The sequence below is a fragment of the Actinoallomurus sp. NPDC052274 genome, from assembly GCF_040679475.1.
GTDB classification, from domain to species: Bacteria; Actinomycetota; Actinomycetes; order Streptosporangiales; family Streptosporangiaceae; genus Actinoallomurus; species Actinoallomurus liliacearum.
The window spans coordinates 59,389-76,655 of record NZ_JBFAUT010000034.1 but is presented as its reverse complement, the minus strand read 5'-3'; the positions used below and the strand labels follow the sequence as shown (position 1 = coordinate 76,655).

General features: G+C 69.6%; 18 protein-coding genes. 9 read left to right on the top strand and 9 right to left on the bottom strand.

What is annotated here, in order from left to right; all coding sequences use genetic code 11:
* Nucleotides 1-5: 5 nt before the first annotated feature.
* Together AB0K82_RS26630 and AB0K82_RS26625 are read left to right on the top strand one after the other, a co-directional pair.
* Nucleotides 6-992: an alpha-ketoacid dehydrogenase subunit beta gene (locus AB0K82_RS26630; RefSeq protein ID WP_345347197.1), complete on the top strand. Its 987-nt coding sequence runs from the start codon at nucleotides 6-8 to the stop codon at nucleotides 990-992.
* Between the two features lie 8 nt (nucleotides 993-1,000).
* A complete protein-coding gene (locus AB0K82_RS26625; protein ID WP_364401763.1) occupies nucleotides 1,001-2,293 on the top strand; it encodes a pyruvate dehydrogenase complex dihydrolipoamide acetyltransferase in 1,293 nt (430 codons plus the stop codon).
* A gap of 473 nt (nucleotides 2,294-2,766) precedes the next feature.
* Here the strand turns inward: AB0K82_RS26625 and AB0K82_RS26620 are convergent, their stop codons facing one another.
* The 3 genes from AB0K82_RS26620 to AB0K82_RS26610 all read right to left on the bottom strand — a co-directional run bounded on the left by AB0K82_RS26620 (nucleotide 2,767) and on the right by AB0K82_RS26610 (nucleotide 4,235).
* Nucleotides 2,767-3,183, bottom strand: a complete 417-nt coding sequence (locus AB0K82_RS26620; protein WP_364401760.1) for a hypothetical protein — start codon at nucleotides 3,181-3,183, stop codon at nucleotides 2,767-2,769.
* A gap of 318 nt (nucleotides 3,184-3,501) precedes the next feature.
* Nucleotides 3,502-3,726, bottom strand: a complete 225-nt coding sequence (locus AB0K82_RS26615) for a hypothetical protein (RefSeq protein WP_364401758.1) — start codon at nucleotides 3,724-3,726, stop codon at nucleotides 3,502-3,504.
* Entirely contained in the window at nucleotides 3,723-4,235 is a 513-nt protein-coding gene (locus AB0K82_RS26610) for an ATP-binding protein (protein WP_364401755.1), read from the bottom strand. Before AB0K82_RS26610 ends, AB0K82_RS26615 begins: the two co-directional genes overlap by 4 nt.
* A 208-nt stretch (nucleotides 4,236-4,443) precedes the next feature.
* Here AB0K82_RS26610 and AB0K82_RS26605 point away from each other — a divergent pair, with 208 nt between their 5' ends.
* Both AB0K82_RS26605 and AB0K82_RS26600 read left to right on the top strand, forming a co-directional pair.
* Nucleotides 4,444-5,283, top strand: a complete 840-nt coding sequence (locus AB0K82_RS26605) for a helix-turn-helix transcriptional regulator (RefSeq protein WP_364401753.1) — start codon at nucleotides 4,444-4,446, stop codon at nucleotides 5,281-5,283.
* 11 nt (nucleotides 5,284-5,294) lie between these two features.
* Nucleotides 5,295-5,396 carry a DUF397 domain-containing protein gene (locus tag AB0K82_RS26600; protein WP_364401750.1) on the top strand — a complete coding sequence of 34 codons (102 nt, stop codon included), beginning with the start codon at nucleotides 5,295-5,297 and terminating at the stop codon, nucleotides 5,394-5,396.
* Nucleotides 5,397-5,852: 456 nt separating this feature from the next.
* Here the strand turns inward: AB0K82_RS26600 and AB0K82_RS26595 are convergent, their stop codons facing one another.
* The 5 genes from AB0K82_RS26595 to AB0K82_RS26575 all read right to left on the bottom strand — a co-directional run bounded on the left by AB0K82_RS26595 (nucleotide 5,853) and on the right by AB0K82_RS26575 (nucleotide 10,132).
* Nucleotides 5,853-6,752 (bottom strand): hypothetical protein, encoded by a 900-nt coding sequence (locus AB0K82_RS26595; protein ID WP_364401747.1) that lies wholly within the window; start codon nucleotides 6,750-6,752, stop codon nucleotides 5,853-5,855.
* Nucleotides 6,753-6,779: 27 nt separating this feature from the next.
* Nucleotides 6,780-7,097, bottom strand: a complete 318-nt coding sequence (locus AB0K82_RS26590) for a NucA/NucB deoxyribonuclease domain-containing protein (RefSeq protein WP_364401744.1) — start codon at nucleotides 7,095-7,097, stop codon at nucleotides 6,780-6,782.
* 158 nt (nucleotides 7,098-7,255) lie between these two features.
* Nucleotides 7,256-7,468, bottom strand: a complete 213-nt coding sequence (locus AB0K82_RS26585) for a hypothetical protein (protein WP_364401741.1) — start codon at nucleotides 7,466-7,468, stop codon at nucleotides 7,256-7,258.
* Between the two features lie 904 nt (nucleotides 7,469-8,372).
* The gene (locus AB0K82_RS26580) at nucleotides 8,373-9,224 is read right to left on the bottom strand and encodes a hypothetical protein (RefSeq protein WP_364401738.1); all 852 of its coding nucleotides are present in this window, start codon (nucleotides 9,222-9,224) and stop codon (nucleotides 8,373-8,375) included.
* Entirely contained in the window at nucleotides 9,221-10,132 is a 912-nt protein-coding gene (locus tag AB0K82_RS26575) for an ATP-binding cassette domain-containing protein (RefSeq protein ID WP_364401735.1), read from the bottom strand. The genes AB0K82_RS26580 and AB0K82_RS26575 overlap by 4 nt, the downstream gene beginning before the upstream one ends.
* Nucleotides 10,133-10,265: 133 nt before the next feature.
* Between AB0K82_RS26575 and AB0K82_RS26570 the strand changes: the two genes are divergently transcribed.
* The 4 genes from AB0K82_RS26570 to AB0K82_RS26555 are packed head-to-tail and all read left to right on the top strand — an operon-like array spanning nucleotide 10,266 to nucleotide 14,108.
* Nucleotides 10,266-11,468: a sensor histidine kinase gene (locus AB0K82_RS26570; RefSeq protein ID WP_364401732.1), complete on the top strand. Its 1,203-nt coding sequence runs from the start codon at nucleotides 10,266-10,268 to the stop codon at nucleotides 11,466-11,468.
* A complete protein-coding gene (locus AB0K82_RS26565) occupies nucleotides 11,465-12,610 on the top strand; it encodes a sensor histidine kinase (protein WP_364401729.1) in 1,146 nt (381 codons plus the stop codon). Before AB0K82_RS26570 ends, AB0K82_RS26565 begins: the two co-directional genes overlap by 4 nt.
* On the top strand, nucleotides 12,607-13,263 hold the full coding sequence (locus AB0K82_RS26560) for a response regulator transcription factor (RefSeq protein WP_364401727.1): 657 nt from the start codon (nucleotides 12,607-12,609) through the stop codon (nucleotides 13,261-13,263). Before AB0K82_RS26565 ends, AB0K82_RS26560 begins: the two co-directional genes overlap by 4 nt.
* A gap of 5 nt (nucleotides 13,264-13,268) precedes the next feature.
* A complete protein-coding gene (locus tag AB0K82_RS26555; RefSeq protein ID WP_364401724.1) occupies nucleotides 13,269-14,108 on the top strand; it encodes a carbon-nitrogen hydrolase family protein in 840 nt (279 codons plus the stop codon).
* Between the two features lie 234 nt (nucleotides 14,109-14,342).
* On the opposite strand, the gene AB0K82_RS26550 is transcribed toward AB0K82_RS26555, so the two are convergent.
* Entirely contained in the window at nucleotides 14,343-15,332 is a 990-nt protein-coding gene (locus AB0K82_RS26550; protein WP_364401721.1) for an LLM class flavin-dependent oxidoreductase, read from the bottom strand.
* 312 nt (nucleotides 15,333-15,644) lie between these two features.
* Here AB0K82_RS26550 and AB0K82_RS26545 point away from each other — a divergent pair, with 312 nt between their 5' ends.
* Complete coding sequence (locus AB0K82_RS26545) at nucleotides 15,645-17,258, top strand: FAD-dependent oxidoreductase (protein WP_364401718.1); 1,614 nt, start codon at nucleotides 15,645-15,647, stop codon at nucleotides 17,256-17,258.
* Nucleotides 17,259-17,267: the final 9 nt, after the last annotated feature.

The window sequence follows — 17,267 nt, the reverse complement described above, 5'->3', positions numbered from 1 at the left end:
TTCACATGGCGACCATGACCTACCGCCAAGCCCTCCGGGACACCCTGCGCGACGAGATGCTGCGCGACGAGAACGTCTTCGTCATGGGCGAGGAGATCGGCGTCTTCGAGGGCTCGTACAAGATCACTGAGGGGCTGCTCAAGGAGTTCGGGCCCAAGCGCGTCCGCGACACCCCGATCGCCGAGGAGGGCTTCGTCGGCGCCGCGATCGGCGCGGCCATGCTCGGCCTGCGCCCCGTCGTCGAGATCATGACGATCAACTTCTCGCTGCTCGCGCTGGACCAGATCGTCAACCACGCCGCCAAGATCTACGGCATGTTCGGCGGGCAGTGCAGCGTACCGATGGTGATCCGCACGCCCGGTGGCGGCGGCCAGCAGCTCGGCGCCACGCACTCGCAGAACGTCGAGCTGTTCTACTCGTTCATCCCGGGCCTGAAGGTCCTCGCGCCCAGCACGCCCGCCGAGGCCTCCTCGATGCTGCGGGCCGCGATCCGCGACGACGACCCGGTGCTGTTCCTGGAGAACCTCGCGCTGTACAACACGCGGGGCGAGGTGCCCGACGACCTGGAGCCCGCCGAGATCGGTCGGGCCGCCGTCACCCGGCCGGGCACCGACGTGACGATCGTCGCCTACTCCCGGATGGCCCACGTCGCCGCCGAGGCGGCCGAGAAGCTGGCCACCGAGGGCATCAACGCCGAGATCGTCGACCTGCGCAGCCTGCGCCCGCTGGACCGCGAGACCGTCGTCGAGTCCGTCCGCCGCACCGGCTGCGCCGTCGTCGCCGAGGACGACTGGCTCACGTACGGCATCGGCGCCGAGATCGCCGCAACGATCCAGGAGGGAGCGTTCGACTGGCTCGACGCCCCGGTGCGCCGGGTCGCGATGGCCGAGGTGCCGCTCCCCTACTCCAAGCCGCTCGAACTGGCCGCCCTGCCGTCGGCCGAGTCGCTCGTCACCGCCGTCCGCGACACCGTACGCGCGACCGGCCGTTAGGAAGATTGATGTCCGAGATCCTCATGCCGCGCCTGTCCGACACCATGGAGGAAGGCGTCATCAGCGCGTGGCACAAGAAGCCCGGCGACAAGGTCACCGCCGGGGAGGCCCTGGTCGACATCGAGACCGACAAGGCCCTCATGGAGTACGAGGCGTACGAGGACGGCGTCCTCGGCGAGATCCTGGTCGCGGAGGGCCAGACCGCCTCCATCGGCTCGCCGATCGCGACCCTGCTGGCCGAAGGCGAGTCCGCGCCCGCGGCCCGGCAGGCCCCCGCCGCACCGGAGGCCTCCGCCGCCGCGAACGGCCAGGCGGCCGCGCCGCAGCAGACCGCCGCACCGGCCCCCGCCGTGACCGCCACCGCTCCGGCGCAGGACGTCGCCGCCGCGGCGTCGAACGGCACCCGGTCCCGGCCGCCGTCCTCTCCGCTCGCGCGCAGGCTGGCCCGCGAGAACGACATCGACCTGGCGACGCTCACCGGCTCCGGCCCCGGCGGCCGGATCGTCCGCGCCGACATCGAGGCCGCGCTCAAGAACGCGCCCGCCCCGGCCCCGGCGTCCGCCGCCCCGGCCGCCGCGCCCGCGGCGACCGCGGCCCCCGCCGCGACCGAGGACCCGGACGTCGAGCGGGTGCCGCTCAGCCGGATCCGGAAGGTCACCGCCCGCCGGCTCACCGAGAGCATGCAGACGACGCCGCACTTCTACCTGACCCGGATCGTCGACGTCGGCGCGCTGCTGGCCTTCCGCAAGACGCTGAACGAGTCGCTCGCCCCGGCCAAGGTGAGCGTCAACGACCTCATCGTCAAGGCGTGCGCGACGGCTCTGCGGGCCAACCCGGTGCTGAACGTCTCGTTCACCGAGGACAACCTCCTCGTGCACAAGCGGGTGAACGTCGGCGTGGCCGTGGCGCTGGAGGACGGCCTCGTCGTCCCGGTGATCCGGGACGCCGACCGTAAGACCGTGTCGCAGATCGGCGCGGAGACCCGCGAGCTGGCCGGGCGGGCGCGCGAGCAGCGCCTCACCCCGCAGGAGATGTCCGGCGGCACGTTCACCGTCAGCAACCTCGGGATGTTCGGGGTCGACTCGTTCACCGCCGTCATCAACCCGCCGGAGGCGGGGATCCTCGCGGTCGGCGCGACCCGCAAGGACGTCGTGGTCGGCGACGACGGTGAGTTCGTCGCCCGGGACCGGCTCACCCTGACGCTGTCCGTCGACCACCGCGCCTGCGACGGCGCCACCGGCGCGAAGTTCCTCGGCGAACTGGCCGAGCTGCTGGAGAACCCGCTCCGCATCATCGCCTGACCAGAGCGAGGTCACCCTTCCACGGTCGCCGTGGAAGGGTGCCCCTCCGGCAGGACAGAGTGCCCGCTGCCCGGCCGGAACGACACGACGACGCCCCGTCATCCTCTGCGGAGGATGACGGGGCGTCTTCTCGCGTTCCCGGCTCGGTACGTCTCCGGTACGGCGCTCCCCCGCCTGCCCGGCGAGAGCCTGATGGCGGCGCTGTCATCCGCTGGCTCGCCCGCCGGCCGGGCTGCTGGTCGCCGTCGGTCTCTGCCGAGGATTTGGTTGTGTGAGCGACTGAAATCCTCGGCAGTGAGACGCCGGTGAGAGCAACGGGCGACCCTGGCATGCGATCTGTAGAGATCGCCCGTTTCCTCCTTGGCGTGATCGCGCGGGGCCGTACCGGATGCTCGGGAAAGGCCTCGCCCGTGGTGCCGATATGCGAGCTTCGCCCCCTTCTCGGACCGCGGTCGCCGAGCATTCGGTACACCTCAGCGGGCGAGCCCCAGTGGGCAGCGCACGTCGCCGTCGCGGTTCGGGCAGCAGACCACCGCCAGGTCGATGAAGTTCCCGCCCCGGAGCCACCAGGCCCAGACGACGTCGTTACCCCGCTTCAGCGTGTCCAGGGCGTTGCCGGTCATCGTTCCCATGAGCGGGGCGGCGCGCTGCTGGTCGATGTGCAGGCGCAGGTCGGAGATGTCGGCGTACTGCTGGGCCAGCCAGGTGACCGCGTCGGCCGGGTCCTCCCAGGTGCCTTGCACCGTCCGAGCGGGTCTGCCGAGCCAGGCACTCGTGGCCTCGGGTGGGACGACGGCGGTCTGGAACTGTGGGGTGCCGAGTCTCCGGGCGTCGTCGAACGGTTTGATCGCTTCGCCGGGACCTCGGTAGAGGTACGCGTGGAAGTGCACGGATCAGTCCCTAGGATCGTGGGAGCATCCCCCCGACTTGGCCTCGGGGGGACGCCCCGTCACTCACTACCTGCGGATGACGGTGATCTCGACGCAGGCCTCGCCGTCCTCACCGGTGTAGCCACCGCAACGGCGTACGGCCTTGCGCCACACGGTCTTCTTCACGAACCTCACCTCCTCTCTGACCTCGTCGTGGCCCTCCACGGGCCGCGGAGGGAGTCAGGGCAGGGGAAGTAGCCTCAGGAGCGGCCCCCTTCGCCACCCCTGAGGCGTGGGGTCCGCACGGCTGTCTCGGGGGGAGGACGACCGTGCGGAGTTCTAAGGGGCCGGCACGTTGGGATGGGGCCAGGTCTCGGCGATGGCCTGACGGAACTCCGCCAGCACCTGCGTGTACAGGGCCCAGCGCCGGCTCTCCAACTCCCACTGGGAGCGGCCCCGGATCTTGTACTTGCCGGACGCGGAGACGGCGACCCACTCCCTGGTGAGCGGATCCTCCTGGACGGTGAAGCCGGGGATCACCGGGACGGGGCGCTGCTCGTTCATTGCCCGAAGCTCCGGCCGAAGCTCGCGACGTCGTCTCTGGACAGGACCACTCCAGGAATCGCGAGGACGGCATGGACGACCTTGTCCGTGTTGGAGACCTCAACCCAGAGGTAATCGGCCACGGACTCGCTGATGAGGACGCCTCGCCCGCTCTCCTCGGTGTGGTCGGGCCGCCTCTTCGTCGGCAGCACACTGGGGTAGGCGTCGCGGACCCGCAGGTGGGTCCATCGGGCCCACGCCTCGATGGCGAGCCAGATACCCGGATCGACTCGGGGCGATGGTGCTTCCTGCGTCCGGACAAGCCGAATGGCATTGGTGACGAGTTCGGAAGCCACCAGTTGGACGTTGTAGGTGAAATCCGGATCGGCCTGGACCAGTCGATCGCGAACTGCACGGCGAGCGTCAGCGACGGCTGAAGACATCGGCATGATTTCGATCCGGTTTGAGCCTGAAACGTAGCCCTGGGCGATATGCCCCGGTCGTCGCGGTGATGGCACGCATCGCGTCATGGAGGTCTCCCCTGGAGGCGGAGGGTTGCTACGCGCAGTAGCCACCCGAACACGTTGCGCCTCACTATGCTCTGCCTATTAGGTTATTCGCAATGAGGTTGGCGCTATTAGTCAAGATCGATTAGTCATTCGTGTAGTAGCGCCCGATTCTGTGTCGGAAGCTCTACGATCAGCAACGCTCCGAGAGAAGCGGGAAGAGGACGACACAATGGCCGACGCCAGGCACAGCCCGACGGTGCGCCGCCGTCGACTCGCCAGGGAGCTTCGCAAGCTTCGCGAGGCGGCAGGGATGACCGCCGACGAGGTCAACCGGAAGCTCGAATGGGCGAACGGCAAGGTGAATAAGCTGGAGCGGGCCATGACCGTCCGGCCGCGCGTCACCGACATCCGGGTGCTCTTGGAGACCTACGGGGTACACGACCAAACCATCCGCGAGGCACTGTTCGACCTGACCCGACAAGCACGCGAGCGCGGATGGTGGACCGCCTATGGACCGCTCGATGACAACTACGTCGAGTTCGAGGCTGAGGCGATGAAGATCAGTACCTACGAGCTCGCCATCATCCCCGGCCTGCTGCAGACACCGGAGTACGCCCGCGCGATTCAGCGCGCCCGCATCAAGGACGAGCACGAGATCGAGAACCTCGTCCAGCTCCGCATGGAGCGACAGAAGATCCTCACCGACAAGAACCCACCGAAGCTATGGGCGGTCATTGACGAGAACGCCCTGAAACGCTCTTTCGGACCACGCCAGGCCAAGATCGAGCAGCTCCAGCGGCTGATCGACACGGAGCGGCTGGAGCACGTCACCGTTCAGGTCATGCCGATGAAGATTGCGCCGCATGCAGGTCTTAACGGATCGTTCGTCATCCTGGACTATAAGGATGATCCAACCCTGGTCTACCGCGAGGCACAGCCGGGTTCCTCCTACGTAGAAGGCGTCGCCGAGATCGAGGAACGACGAGACGTCTTCCAGTTCCTGACCGCAACCGCGCTCGGGCCGGATGAGTCGATCGCCTGGCTCAGGCGGTTGGCCGAGAATGAATGAGGTAGCACACCGTGCCCCAGTCCTCCACCAACTGGCGTAAGAGCAGCCGCTCCGGCAGCGGGTCCGGCAACTGCGTCGAGGTCGCCGTCGTCACCGAGTCGCAACGCCCGTAATACGGCAACACCGAGGGCCTCAGAGTCAGAACGTTTCTGAGACCCTCGCTGTATCCAGCCGGCCGGGATCTCGCCCGGGTAGGCGCGGACCGGTCCGGCGGACATCTGGCCGAGTTCGCCGTCGATGTGGGCGGCGAAGCCGATGAAGTCGCCGCGGTAGGCGCGGAGGCGCCAGCGTTGGACAGGTCGGTGAGGAAGTCGTCGAGGTGCCGGGCGAGCGGATGCTCGAGGCCGAGGTGTTCACTCAGGACCGGCGACCCCCGCCTCTCTCCTTGCGCCGTTCGGCGAGTTTCCAGGTAACTGGAAACGAACACCTCGCGCCGGGTCGGCCCCGTCGAGGTCGCCCCGCCTTCCATAGGGCGATCGTGCCAGATAACGAAGGTTATCTACTTGATCATTTGAAGGGGATGGGCCACGTTCGCGGCCATCAGCGTGAGCGATCCACCAAGCGTCGACTTACGCGGTGGGCTTATGCACGACAGGCGGGGCTGCGTGGTCCGGCCACATCTGAAGCAGGTGATCCTCTGCAGCATGGCCGGAGGCGTTGACACTCAGTCGCATGCGATAGGTGACGTGGGGCCACACCTCGGTCGTCAGTTCCCCGAGTACCGTTCCCTCCTGGCCGGGCACCGCTAGAACCAGCTCGCGATACGGATAGCTGGCCCACTGCTTGCTGATCTCGCCGATCGATTCCCATGACGTCTGATCGGGCTTGGGTGCTCGGGGCAGGACCTGGGCCTCGATGTTCACCTTGCCGGCGCGCGCTTGGGCCACGACCACTTTACCGTTGAGAGTCGTGCCGAGACTCGGGGTGCCGATGTCGTCGAGAGCCGACGTGCTTCCTGACCAGGTATACCGCCCACGCCGTGAAGGCTGGAAAACAACATATGCGGACGCACCTTCTTCAAGAAGAAGCACATGCCGTGCGGTGACGGACTGCCGGGCATGGACGGGCAACTGCTCTACGACTTGTGCGAGCACCGTGTCGCGGACCTTGGCATAGGAGTCGGCCACGTCCGCCTCACCGGCCTGCAAGGCGCGGAGGGCTTGCCTGTCGAGGGCCGCGACGGTGACGTCCCATTGCCTGGAGGTCAAGGTGCCCTGCACCTGTCCGCCGCCCTCTCGGCGTTGCGATCTGATGGCGTCCGTGATTGTCGTGCAGTCGTCAATGACATTACGAGGGTCGCCCCGCTCGGCCTCTACCACGGCCTCTTCAGCGGTGACCAGGATAATGTCGTCGGCCTGGGATGCGGTGAGAGTCACAGGCCAGGACCTGCCGGGAGTCGTCACGTGCTGATCCTTTCCGAAGGGCAGGACGGACGCGGCCAGGGTATCGATGTCCTGGCCGCGTCGCATGTCACCTGTGGCTGGTCTCCGGTTATATCAATAGGTCTTGCACTGCTTGACCGCCGGAGGGCTTGCTGGCGCGTCGGTCACCCACACCCAGAAAGCGTCACCAGGAATGTAAGTGGTTTCGTGAAGCGCAGGGAGGATCCGGTTGGGGATATAGAAGTGGCTGTTCAGGTCGCTCCCCTGATTCGTGTTCTCAGGTCCAGGAACGAAGGCACAGGAGAATCGTGGGTTACCGCTGCCACCCTGCTCAGACGATGCGTATGGATACTCGTCGCAGGATAGTCCTAGCGCGGACGTCTTATTCTTAATACTCGAGGTACAGATCGAGTCACGGTGATCGTCAGCCACTTCAGAGTCTTCACGGGTCAGTGGGTGGCCGTATTGAATATTGCCGTAGTGGTTGACTGGGTCACCAACTGTTTCTCCATATAGATCGTTGGTGTATTGGAAGAAGCAGTAGGACCCGGAGTCGCAGACTCCGGCGGTAGTGTCGGCAGCCGGGATTGTCAGAACGACTCCGTTGCTAAGGTGACCGTTCCTGGCCCGGTCTGCCGGGCATCCGGGTGCCCGGATATGACCTGATCGACCTGCTGTTGCACATCTGCCGGCGCGCTGCTGGAGGCGGCTTGCGCCGGGGCGGCCAGCATCGTAGCGGCGATCGCCGATGCCGCAATCACGGGGATTGAAGGAAGCTTGCTTAGGGGGAGGACGAACTTCAAGGCCCTACTCCTTTGATCCGATTCGGACAACCAGCAACGCAGCAAAGCGCAATGCATTGCGATCCCGATCAGATCATGTGTGTCACAAGCGTGAAAAGTGTCGATGACTCAGTCGTCATGACATGTGTTATTTAGGTCACACAAGGGCCTGTAGCCAGACACTCACTCTCCCATCAGGCCCCTGCTCTATCGAGGTGGCCCCATTTACCACACGGGGAAGCGTTTCGACAACGTGGCAAATACTGCCTCTGGCGACCGATCATGGTCACCAGAGGCAACAAGCAACACCGACGGGTGCTATCTGACTTGACAGTTGCAGCGGCTGAAAGAAATGAGCCGAGTGCGCGATAAAGCCGATGGCGAGCTCGACTAGTCGGCGCCGATACACAGGCGTTGGCGAACATGGAAGATCGATTCGGCGCCAAAGCGTGCGAACGAGTAGCTGGTCTAGTGATAGCTGGGCCGGAATCCAGAGCTGATGCCGCCACCGCGTACTTGAGCCGCCGTCGATGCCCATCGAAGAGCATGGGTGACCGGACGTTGGCCCGTGCAGCACGAACGACGGCCACCTGGTGACTGCTGGATCAGCAGAAGGTCACCCACATCGCCTTGTCTTGTTCCTGGCCGGTGCTCGCCCGGCCGGCGAGTCCGTATGCGTCGGCTGAACTGGTTGGCGTCCTCCGGCCACCCCTCCTAGCGCATAATCCCGGTTACGAGCGGTGCTCGCGCGCCCCACCCCCGCCCGCATCACGAAGGCAGGCACCGACGCGGAGAAGCGCAGTTGCGGCGCGACCGGCGCGAAGTTCCTCGGTGAGCTGGCCGAGTTGTTGAGAATCCGCTCTGCATCATCGCCTGAGCCAAATGAAGGCGCTCTTCCACCATCGGCGTGGAAGAGCGCCCTCCGCTATACGTCGCGACGGTCGACGACGGCGATGGAGACGGCCGCAGCGGCGAGCGCCCAGAGGGCCAGCGTGATCCACGCCTCGGTGGTCGTCGTGGGATGGCGCACGGTGAAGCCGAAGCGTCCGTAGCCGACGTCGACCAGGCGCCCCCAGGCGCTGGCGGGCAGCGCGTGCTTGATGTCGGCCGTCCAGCGGTAGTGGTCGGTGAAGCAGAGGGGCAGCAGCACGAGCACCGCCGTGGTGATCACCATGGTCGCCGCGCCGTGCCGGATGATCGCGCCGAGGCCCATGCCGATGAGCGCGCTGACCGGTGCGAGCAGCGCGGACGCCGCCATCGCCTCGAACGCTCCGGGGTAGCCGATCGACATGCCGACATGGTGACCCGACAGGATGGCCTGGGACGCCCAGAAAGAGGCTCCGGCGACGACCGTCCCGTAGCCGAGCATGACCGCCGTGACGTCGATCAGCTTGGCGGCCACCAGCGAACGGCGGGCCGGGACGGCCGCGAAGGTGGTGCGGATCAGCCCCGTGCCGTACTCGCCCGTGATGGTGATGGCGCCGACGCTGCCTGCGGCGAGCATGACGACCAGGCCGGCGACCTGCGCGAACGCGTCCCGAATCGCCCAGATAGGGACGAAGATGGCGCGGATGTCGGCATCGTAATGCGGCCAGTTGTGGTAGTCGGCGACGGCCCCGTTGACGTTGATCCCGATGATGACCAGGCCGCTGAGGAGCAGGGTCCAGGAGGTCGAGCGGAGCGACCAGAGCTTGGTCCACTCGGCGGCGAGGAGGTCGCGGAACCGGGCGCGCGGCTCGGTGACGGCGGGGCGGACGGTGCGGGTCGGTGCGGTCATCGGGTGTCTCCGGCGAGGTATTCGACGCTGTCGGCGGTGAGTTCCATGAACGCCTCCTCCAGCGAGGCGGTTCGTGGGGCGAGTTCGTGGAGCAGCACCCGGTGCTGGAAGGCGAGTTCGCCGACGCGGGCGGCGCTCAACCCGGTGACCGTGAGCGCCTGGTCGCCGTCCGGCCGCACGGCTCCTCCCTCGGCGGTCAGGACGGCCGTCAGCACGGAGGCGTCCGGAGTGTGCACGATCACGCTCTGGGGGGTGCCGCGGGCCGCGAACTCGGCCAGGCTCTCGTCGGCGATCAGCTCGCCCCGGCCGATGACGATGAGATGGTCGGCGGTGTGCTCCATCTCGCTCATGAGGTGGCTGGAGACGAACACGGTCCGGCCCTCGGCGGCCAGGCGGCGGAACAGGCCGCGGACCCAGCGCACGCCCTCGGGATCGAGGCCGTTGATCGGCTCGTCGAAGAGCAGGACGGGCGGGTCGCCGAGCAGCGCGGTGGCGATGCCGAGCCGCTGCCGCATGCCGAGGGAGAACCCGCCGATGCGGCGGCGCGTCGCCTCCGTCAGTCCCACCTCGCGCAGGACCTCGTCCACCCGGCCGCGCGGGATCCGGTTGGCGCGGGCGAGGGTGGACAGGTGCGCGTACGCGGTGCGGCCGCCGTGCACGTCCTGGGCGTCGAGCAGCGCGCCGACGTGGCGGAGCCCGCGTGGCCGGCCGCGGAACGGGCGGCCGGCGACGGTGGCGGTTCCGCCGGTGGGCTCGTTCAGCCCGAGGATCATCTGAAGGGTGGTGCTCTTGCCCGCGCCGTTGGGGCCGAGGAACCCGGTGACGTGCCCGGGGCGCACGCTGAAGGTCAATCCGTTGACGGCCGTCTTCGAGCCGTAACGTTTCGTCAGTCCGCTCACTTCGATCACGGGCCAACGGTGTCGCGCGCCGGGCCCGCCGCGCATCGGGCCGTCGTCGGCATTCGCGTGGCGCGGGTGCCGACCGTGGTCGTACACCTGTGGTCCGATGCCGCACGAAGATCAGGCGATTACGATTCCAGGCATGTCCGCCGTGCCCCCTTCTCCCCTGCTCAAGCGCGTTCCGCCGGGCGCGTGGACGGCCCTGGCCTGGTGCGCCGGCACGGTGTTCACGTTCCTCATCCGGATGAGACTGCCCGGGGAGAACGGAGCCTCGGTCTACGCCGGGGCCCTCTTCCACCGGTGGGACGGCCGGACGACGCTGGCGCTGGCCACGGCCCTCACGCTGCTCGGCGGCGGCCTGCTGCGGCGGTGGCCGATCGCGGCTCTCGTCCTGGTGCTCGCCGGCGCCGTCTTCGGGACGCTCCCGCTGAGCGTCGGCGCGATCCCGGTGCCGCAGTTCCTGTCCGTCGACGTCGCCCTGTACTTCATCGCGGCCACCGGGCGACGCCGGGTGTCCCTCACCGCCGCCGGTCTGGTCTTCGCCACGCTCACCGCGTATCTCACGTTCCGGCTGGCTCGCGCCTGGTCCATCCAGACCTCGACGGAGCTGGCCGTGGCGATGACGGCCCTGGTCGCCTGGCTCATCGGCAACTCGACCCGCCAGGCCCGCGAGCACGCCGAGGCCACACAGGCCCGGACCGCCGCCGAGGCGGTCACCGCCGAGCGGCTCCGGATCGCGCGCGAGCTGCACGACATGGTCGCGCACACCATCGGCATCGTCGCCCTCCAGGCCGGCGCGGCGCGAAGGGTCATCGACACGCAGCCCACCGGAGCGCGCGACGCCCTGGGGGAGGTGGAGATGGCGAGCCGGGAGACCCTGTCCGGGCTGCGCCGGATGCTCGGCGCCCTCCGCCAGGCCGAGCTGAAGGACGGAGCCCGAGTGCTCGATGAGATGCCCGGTCTGGCCGACGTCGACCGGCTGGCCGCGACGACGACCGCCGCCGGGGTCCGCGTCGACGTCCGATTGCTGGGTGAGCGACGCCCGCTTCCGCCGGAGGTCGACCTGTCGGCGTACCGGATCATCCAGGAGGCCGTCACCAACGTGGTCCGCCACGCCGACGCCCGGTCCTGCGTCGTATCCATCGACTACCGGGACGAAGACATCTCGATCGAGGTCGTCGACGACGGCCGCGGCCACGGCACCACCCCCGGCACCGGCTACGGCCTGGTCGGCATGCGCGAACGCGCCGCCCTGCTGCACGGCGACCTCACCGCCGGACCACGGACCGAAGGCGGCTTCCGCGTCGCGGTCCGCCTTCCCCTGCCGACGGGCGTCCGGCGATGAAGAGGACGATCGCGACCTGGGGCGGAGCCGCCCTGTTCCCGCTCGCGCTGGCCTGGTCGCAACTGGGCTCGCCGCGCCCGTGGCCCTACTACTACAACCCTGTCCTGGCCGTCGCGGCGATGTTGTCGATGAGCCTGCTCATCGGCGTGCTCCGGCGCGTCCCGCTGCTCGCGCTGTTCATGATGCTCCTCGGCTGCGTCACCGTCGTCCTGTTGGCGAATCCCCAGCGCCAGAGCGGTCGAGCCCCGTTCCTCCCCTTCCTGGCGGTGGATCTGGCACTGGCGTTCATCGTCGCCACCCGGACCTCCAGGGTCTCGATCGCCGCCGTCCTGCTGTCCCTTGTCGTGCAGTTCCTGACCGTCGGGGTCTTCTCCAACGGGACGGACGTGGGCGTCAACGCCGAGACGGCCCTGCTGGCGCTCGCCACGGCGTACATGGTCGGCAGGCTGATCCGCGAGCGCCGCGAGCACGGGGAGGCGCTGCGTACCCGCGCGGTGGCCGACGCCGTCACCGCCGAGCGGCTCCGGATCGCGCGCGAGCTGCACGACATGGTCGCGCACACCATCGGCATCGTCGCCCTCCAGGCCGGCGCGGCGAAACGAGTGATCGACACGCAGCCCGCCCGGGCCCGCGAGGCGCTGGGCGAGGTCGAGACCGCCAGCCGGGAGACGCTCTCCGGGTTGCGCCGGATGCTCGGCGCCCTCCGCCAGGCCGAACTGGAGAAGGGGACCGAGCCCGCGCCGCTCGACGAGATGCCCGGCCTGGCGGACGTCGACCGGCTGGCCGCTGCCACCACGGCCGCCGGGGTCCGCGTCGACGTCCGCCGCCGAGGGGAACGACGCCCGCTGCCTCCGGAGGTCGACCTGTCGGCGTACCGGATCATCCAGGAGGCCGTCACCAACGTGGTCCGCCACGCCGACGCCCGATCATGCGTCGTGTCCATCGACTGCCGGGACGAGGAGCTGTCGATCGAGGTCGTCGACGACGGCCGCGGCCACGGCACCACCCCCGGAACCGGCTACGGCCTGGTCGGCATGCGCGAACGCGTCACCCTGCTGCACGGCGACCTCACCGCCGGACCACGGACCGAAGGCGGCTTCCGCGTGACCGCTCGCCTCCCCCTACCGACAGGAGTCTCATGACCGTCCGCGTTGTCCTCGCCGACGACCAGCCGCTGGTGCGCACCGCGCTGCAGATGGTCATCACCGACGCTCCCGACATCGAGGTCGTCGGAGAGGCCGGAAACGGCGCCGAGGCGGTCGAGCTGGCCCGGAGCCTCGAGCCGGATGTCGTCGTGATGGACATCCGCATGCCCGGCATGGACGGCATCGAGGCGACCCGCCGGATCACCGCCGACGCCGGATCGGCGCACGTCGTCGTGCTCACCACGTTCGACGATGACGACTACGTCTACGGCGCCCTGCGCGCCGGCGCGGCCGGGTTCCTCGTCAAGGACATGGCGCTGGACGACATCCTCGCCGCCATCCGCGTCGTCGCCGCCGGGGACGGGCTGATCGCGCCGAGCGTCACACGCCGCCTGATCGAGGAGTTCGCCGACCGTCCGGGGCCGGTTCCGGCGCGGCGCACGCTCGACGGCATCACCGAACGCGAGCACGAGGTGCTGACCCTCGTCGGACGCGGCCTGTCCAACGCCGAGATCGCGGCCGAGCTGGTCATCAGCGTCGCCACCGTCAAGACCTACGTGACCCGGCTGCTGACCAAGCTGGACGCCCGCGACCGGGTGCAGCTCGTCATCATCGCCTACGAGACCGGCCTGGTGACCGCGGCGCATTGAACACCATGACCATCGCGGCCGCGCAGATCCCGGTCGGCTGCGACCCCGAGGCCAACGGCACGGCCGTCCGGGAGATGATGACGACGGCGAGAGCGGCGGGCGCCCGGCTCGTCCAGTTCCCCGAAGGCGCGATCTCCGGCTATCCCGGCGACCGGGCGGCGAAGCAGGCCCTGTCCGGCTGGAACGTCGACTGGGCCGCCGTTCAGGAGCAGCTGCGGCGCGTCGCCGCGTTGGCGGGTGAGCTCGGTCTGTGGGTGGTGGTCGGCGGCAACCACCGTCTGACACCCCCGAACCGGCCGCACAACAGCCTGTACGTCATCTCCGACCAGGGCGCGCCGGTCGGCCGGTACGACAAGCGACGGTGCTCGCACACCGAGATCAGCGACTGGTACTCCCCCGGTTTCGACGCCTGTGTATTCGACGTCGACGGGTTCCGGTTCGGCTGTGCGCTCTGCATCGAGATCAACTTCCCGGAGCTGTTCCTCGAGTACGCCGCCTCGGGAGTCGACTGCGTGCTGTTCTCCTCGTACTCGCGGGACCCGATCTTCGAGGTCCTCTCGCGGGCGCACGCGGCCGCCGCCGGCCTGTGGATCTCGGTGTCCGTGCCGGCGCAGTGCAGCGCCGCCATGCCGTCCGGGGTGATCGGGCCCCACGGCTACCGGCTCGGGAGCTGTGCCGCGGACGGCCGGCCCGGGCTGGTCTGCGTGCGGCTCGATCGGGGCGACCCGGCCCTCGATGTGGCGTTGCACAAGGCCCGGCCGTGGCGGGCGAGGGCGCGTACGGGCGACCTGTACGAGGCCCACCGCGTCGACGACCCGCGCAGCGTGGTCAAGACCCGTTTCTGACCTGCCGGCGCACCGGGCATCAACGCGAGGCGGCGCTGGAGGGGGTGCTCCCGCTGCGCGGGATGGACGAGGCGGCCCGGCTGCGGGAACACCTCGCGGCCGGCTCGCGACGAGTGCTGGTCATCGGAAGGGGCCCGGGTCGTCGTACCCCGGATGCGAGGTCCCTCCCAACGAGGACCGCCGATGCGTCCCGATCGGTGGGCGTGGTGGGGGTTCCTCCGGGTGCCCCGGTTCTCAAGAGCGGGCCAGGGCGCGGGCCAGCGAGTCGAGGGATGTCAGGGCGTCGGGGCCGGTGGGAGCGAGGACGACACTGGTCGCGCCTGCCGTATGGCGGGCTGTGATCGCTTCGTGTGCCTGGTCGGGAGTGCCGGCGATGCTCAGCTGGCGGACCCAGGTGTCGGGCATGGTCTGGGCGAATTGCCGGGCGTCGGCGCAGGCGGCGCGGTGTTCGCGCAGTTGCGTGGCAAACGGCAGGGGATCGATGTGGGCGGCCCAGTCCGGCTCGCCGATAGCGGTCAGGCCGCCGCGGACCCGGGCGAGAGCGGTGGCCTCGTCGTCGTCGACGGCGGTGGCGTCGTAGGTGACGACTTCGAGGGCGCTCGTGTCCAGGGCCCTGCCCAGATGCCGCAGCGAGGAGGTGATGTAGGCGGGGGCGGCGGGTTCGGCCAAGAGAAGCCCGTCGGCCACCTCGCCTGCGGCGGCCTGTGATTTAGGACCACGCACGCCCAGGACGACCGGCGGGACGATGTCGGGGGTCTCGGTGATGACGACGCCCTCACAGCGCACGTATCGGCCGCCTGCCGGGCCGGGCTCGCCGCGCATGAGCAGGCGTAGGGCGGTGGTGTATTCCTTGATCAGTGTCAGGGGGCTGGCGGGCCAGGCTCCGGCCTGGCGCATCCAGTCGGGCATGCCGTGGCCGATGCCGGCGACGAGGCGGCCGGGGTAGAGCTGGGCGAGGGTGGCCAGTTCCATCGCGGCGAAGCACACGTTGCGGGCGCCGGCGGGCATGATGCCGATGCCGACGGTGATGCCGGCGGTGCTGGCGAGGACGGGGCCGGCCTGTGCGAGTCCGCCGCGCCACCCGAGGTCCTCCACCACCCAGACCTGGTCGAATCCCAGCTCTTCGGCTCGCCGGGCGTAAGGCAGCACGTCCCCGACGGGCAGATCGCGGGGGAGCATGACACCGACACGCCCGCGATTGGGAGTGGTGTCTGTCTCGGGCATCAAGGGCTCCTTCTGCCGGCGGTGGGTTCTCCCTCCCCGGGCCGGCGGCCGGCCGAGGTGGGCGGGGTTCCTGTGCGGCATGGTGTCAGAGGCCGTGCCGCTCCGCGCCGACGTCCCTCACCGGGGTGAACGACGCCGCCCGGAGCCCGTTCCCGCGCTGCGCACGCTCGACGGCGTCTCAGCCGTGTATCCGGTCCCCGGCCTGAAAGACCGGAACGCCGGGTAGGTCTCCGACCGACAGCCGGGTAAGGCCGCCGCGCGGTGCGTCGGCCGGATCCACCGGGCGGCCGCGCGCGACGGGGGGTGCGCCGGATGCGGGTGATCGTCGACCTCACGCGGTGCCAGGGGTACGGGCAGTGCGCGTTCCTCGCGCCGGACGTGTTCACCATGAACGGGCAGGAGGCGCTGCTGTACGACCCCGACGCGGACGACGCGCAGCGCGAGCACATCCTGCGGGCGGCCGCGGCCTGCCCGGTACAGGCGATCCACGTCGACCGGATGGCCACCCAGCACCGTGGGACGGGGGCCGGTCCCGCTCCCTCGGCGGTCGGTGCCGGCGACGGGTCCCGGAAGACGGGACGGATCGTGATCGTCGGCGCCTCGCTGGCCGGCGCGCGGGCCGCGGGCGTCCTCCGCCGGGACGGCTTCGCCGGCTCGCTCACCCTGATCGGCGACGAACCGTACGAGCCGTACGACCGTCCGCCGCTGTCCAAGCAGGTGCTGACGGGCCTCGCTCCGGAGGATCACACGCTGCTGCCCCGCCTGCGCGAGCTGGATGCCGAGTGGCTGCCCGGTATCGCCGCCACCGGCCTCGACCTGGCGGCCAAGAGGGTGCGGCTCGCCGACGACCGGGAGGTGTCCTTCGACCGGCTGCTGATCGCGACGGGCGCGCGGGCCCGGCCGTGGCCGAACCGCCGGGAGGCGGCGCTGGAGGGGGTGCTCCCGCTGCGCGGGATGGACGAGGCGGCCCGGCTGCGGGAGTGCCTCGCGGCCGGCCCGCGCCGGGTGCTGGTCATCGGCGCGGGGTTCACCGGCTCGGAGGTCGCGTCGGTCTGCCGGGCGCTGGACCTGCCGGTGACCGTCGTGGAGCGCGGCACGGCGCCGCTGGTCGGCGCGCTGGGCGGGGTGATCGGAGCCGTCGCGGCCGACCTGCAGCGGGAGCACGGCGTGGACCTGCGGTGCGGCGTGACGGTGGAGGCTCTGGACGGCGACGCGGACGGCCGGGTCCGGGCCGCGCGGCTCTCCGACGGGAGCACGGTGGAGGCCGACGTCGTGGTGGTCGCCCTCGGGGCGATCCGCAACGTCGAGTGGCTGCGGGACTCCGGGCTGGCCGCGGGAGTGTGGGGGGTCGCCTGCGACGCGGGCTGCCGGGCCTTCGACAGCAACGGCCTGGTGACCGATGACGTCTTCGTCGCGGGGGATGTCGCGCGCTTCCCGCATCCGGTCTACAACTACCAGTTCATGGCGCTCGAGCACTGGGGCAACGCGGTCGCCCAGGCCGAGATCGCGGCGCACAACATGATCAGCGACCAGGCGCACCGCTGGCCGCACCTGTCCCTGCCGGTGTTCTGGTCCAACCAGTTCGGGACGAACATCAAGTCCGTCGGAGTGCCGACCTTCGCCGACGAGGTGGTCATCGCGCAGGGTTCCCGCGCCGAACGCCGGTTCGTCGCCGTGTACGGCTACCGGGGCCGGATCACGGCCGCGGTCACGTTCGACCAGGCCATGTGGCTGGAGTTCTACCAGCGCCTGATCGAGCGCGCCGCGCCGTTCCCGCCCGAGCTTCGCACCGCCGACCGGGCCGAGGAGAGGCGGCCGGTCCCGGCCGAGGTGCCGGAGCGGCTGGAGGCGACCCAGGTCACCGTCATGGTGACGGGGCACGATCCGGCTGAACGCCGTGCCTCGCTGCTGCACGGCGACCGGTGAACGAGTCAG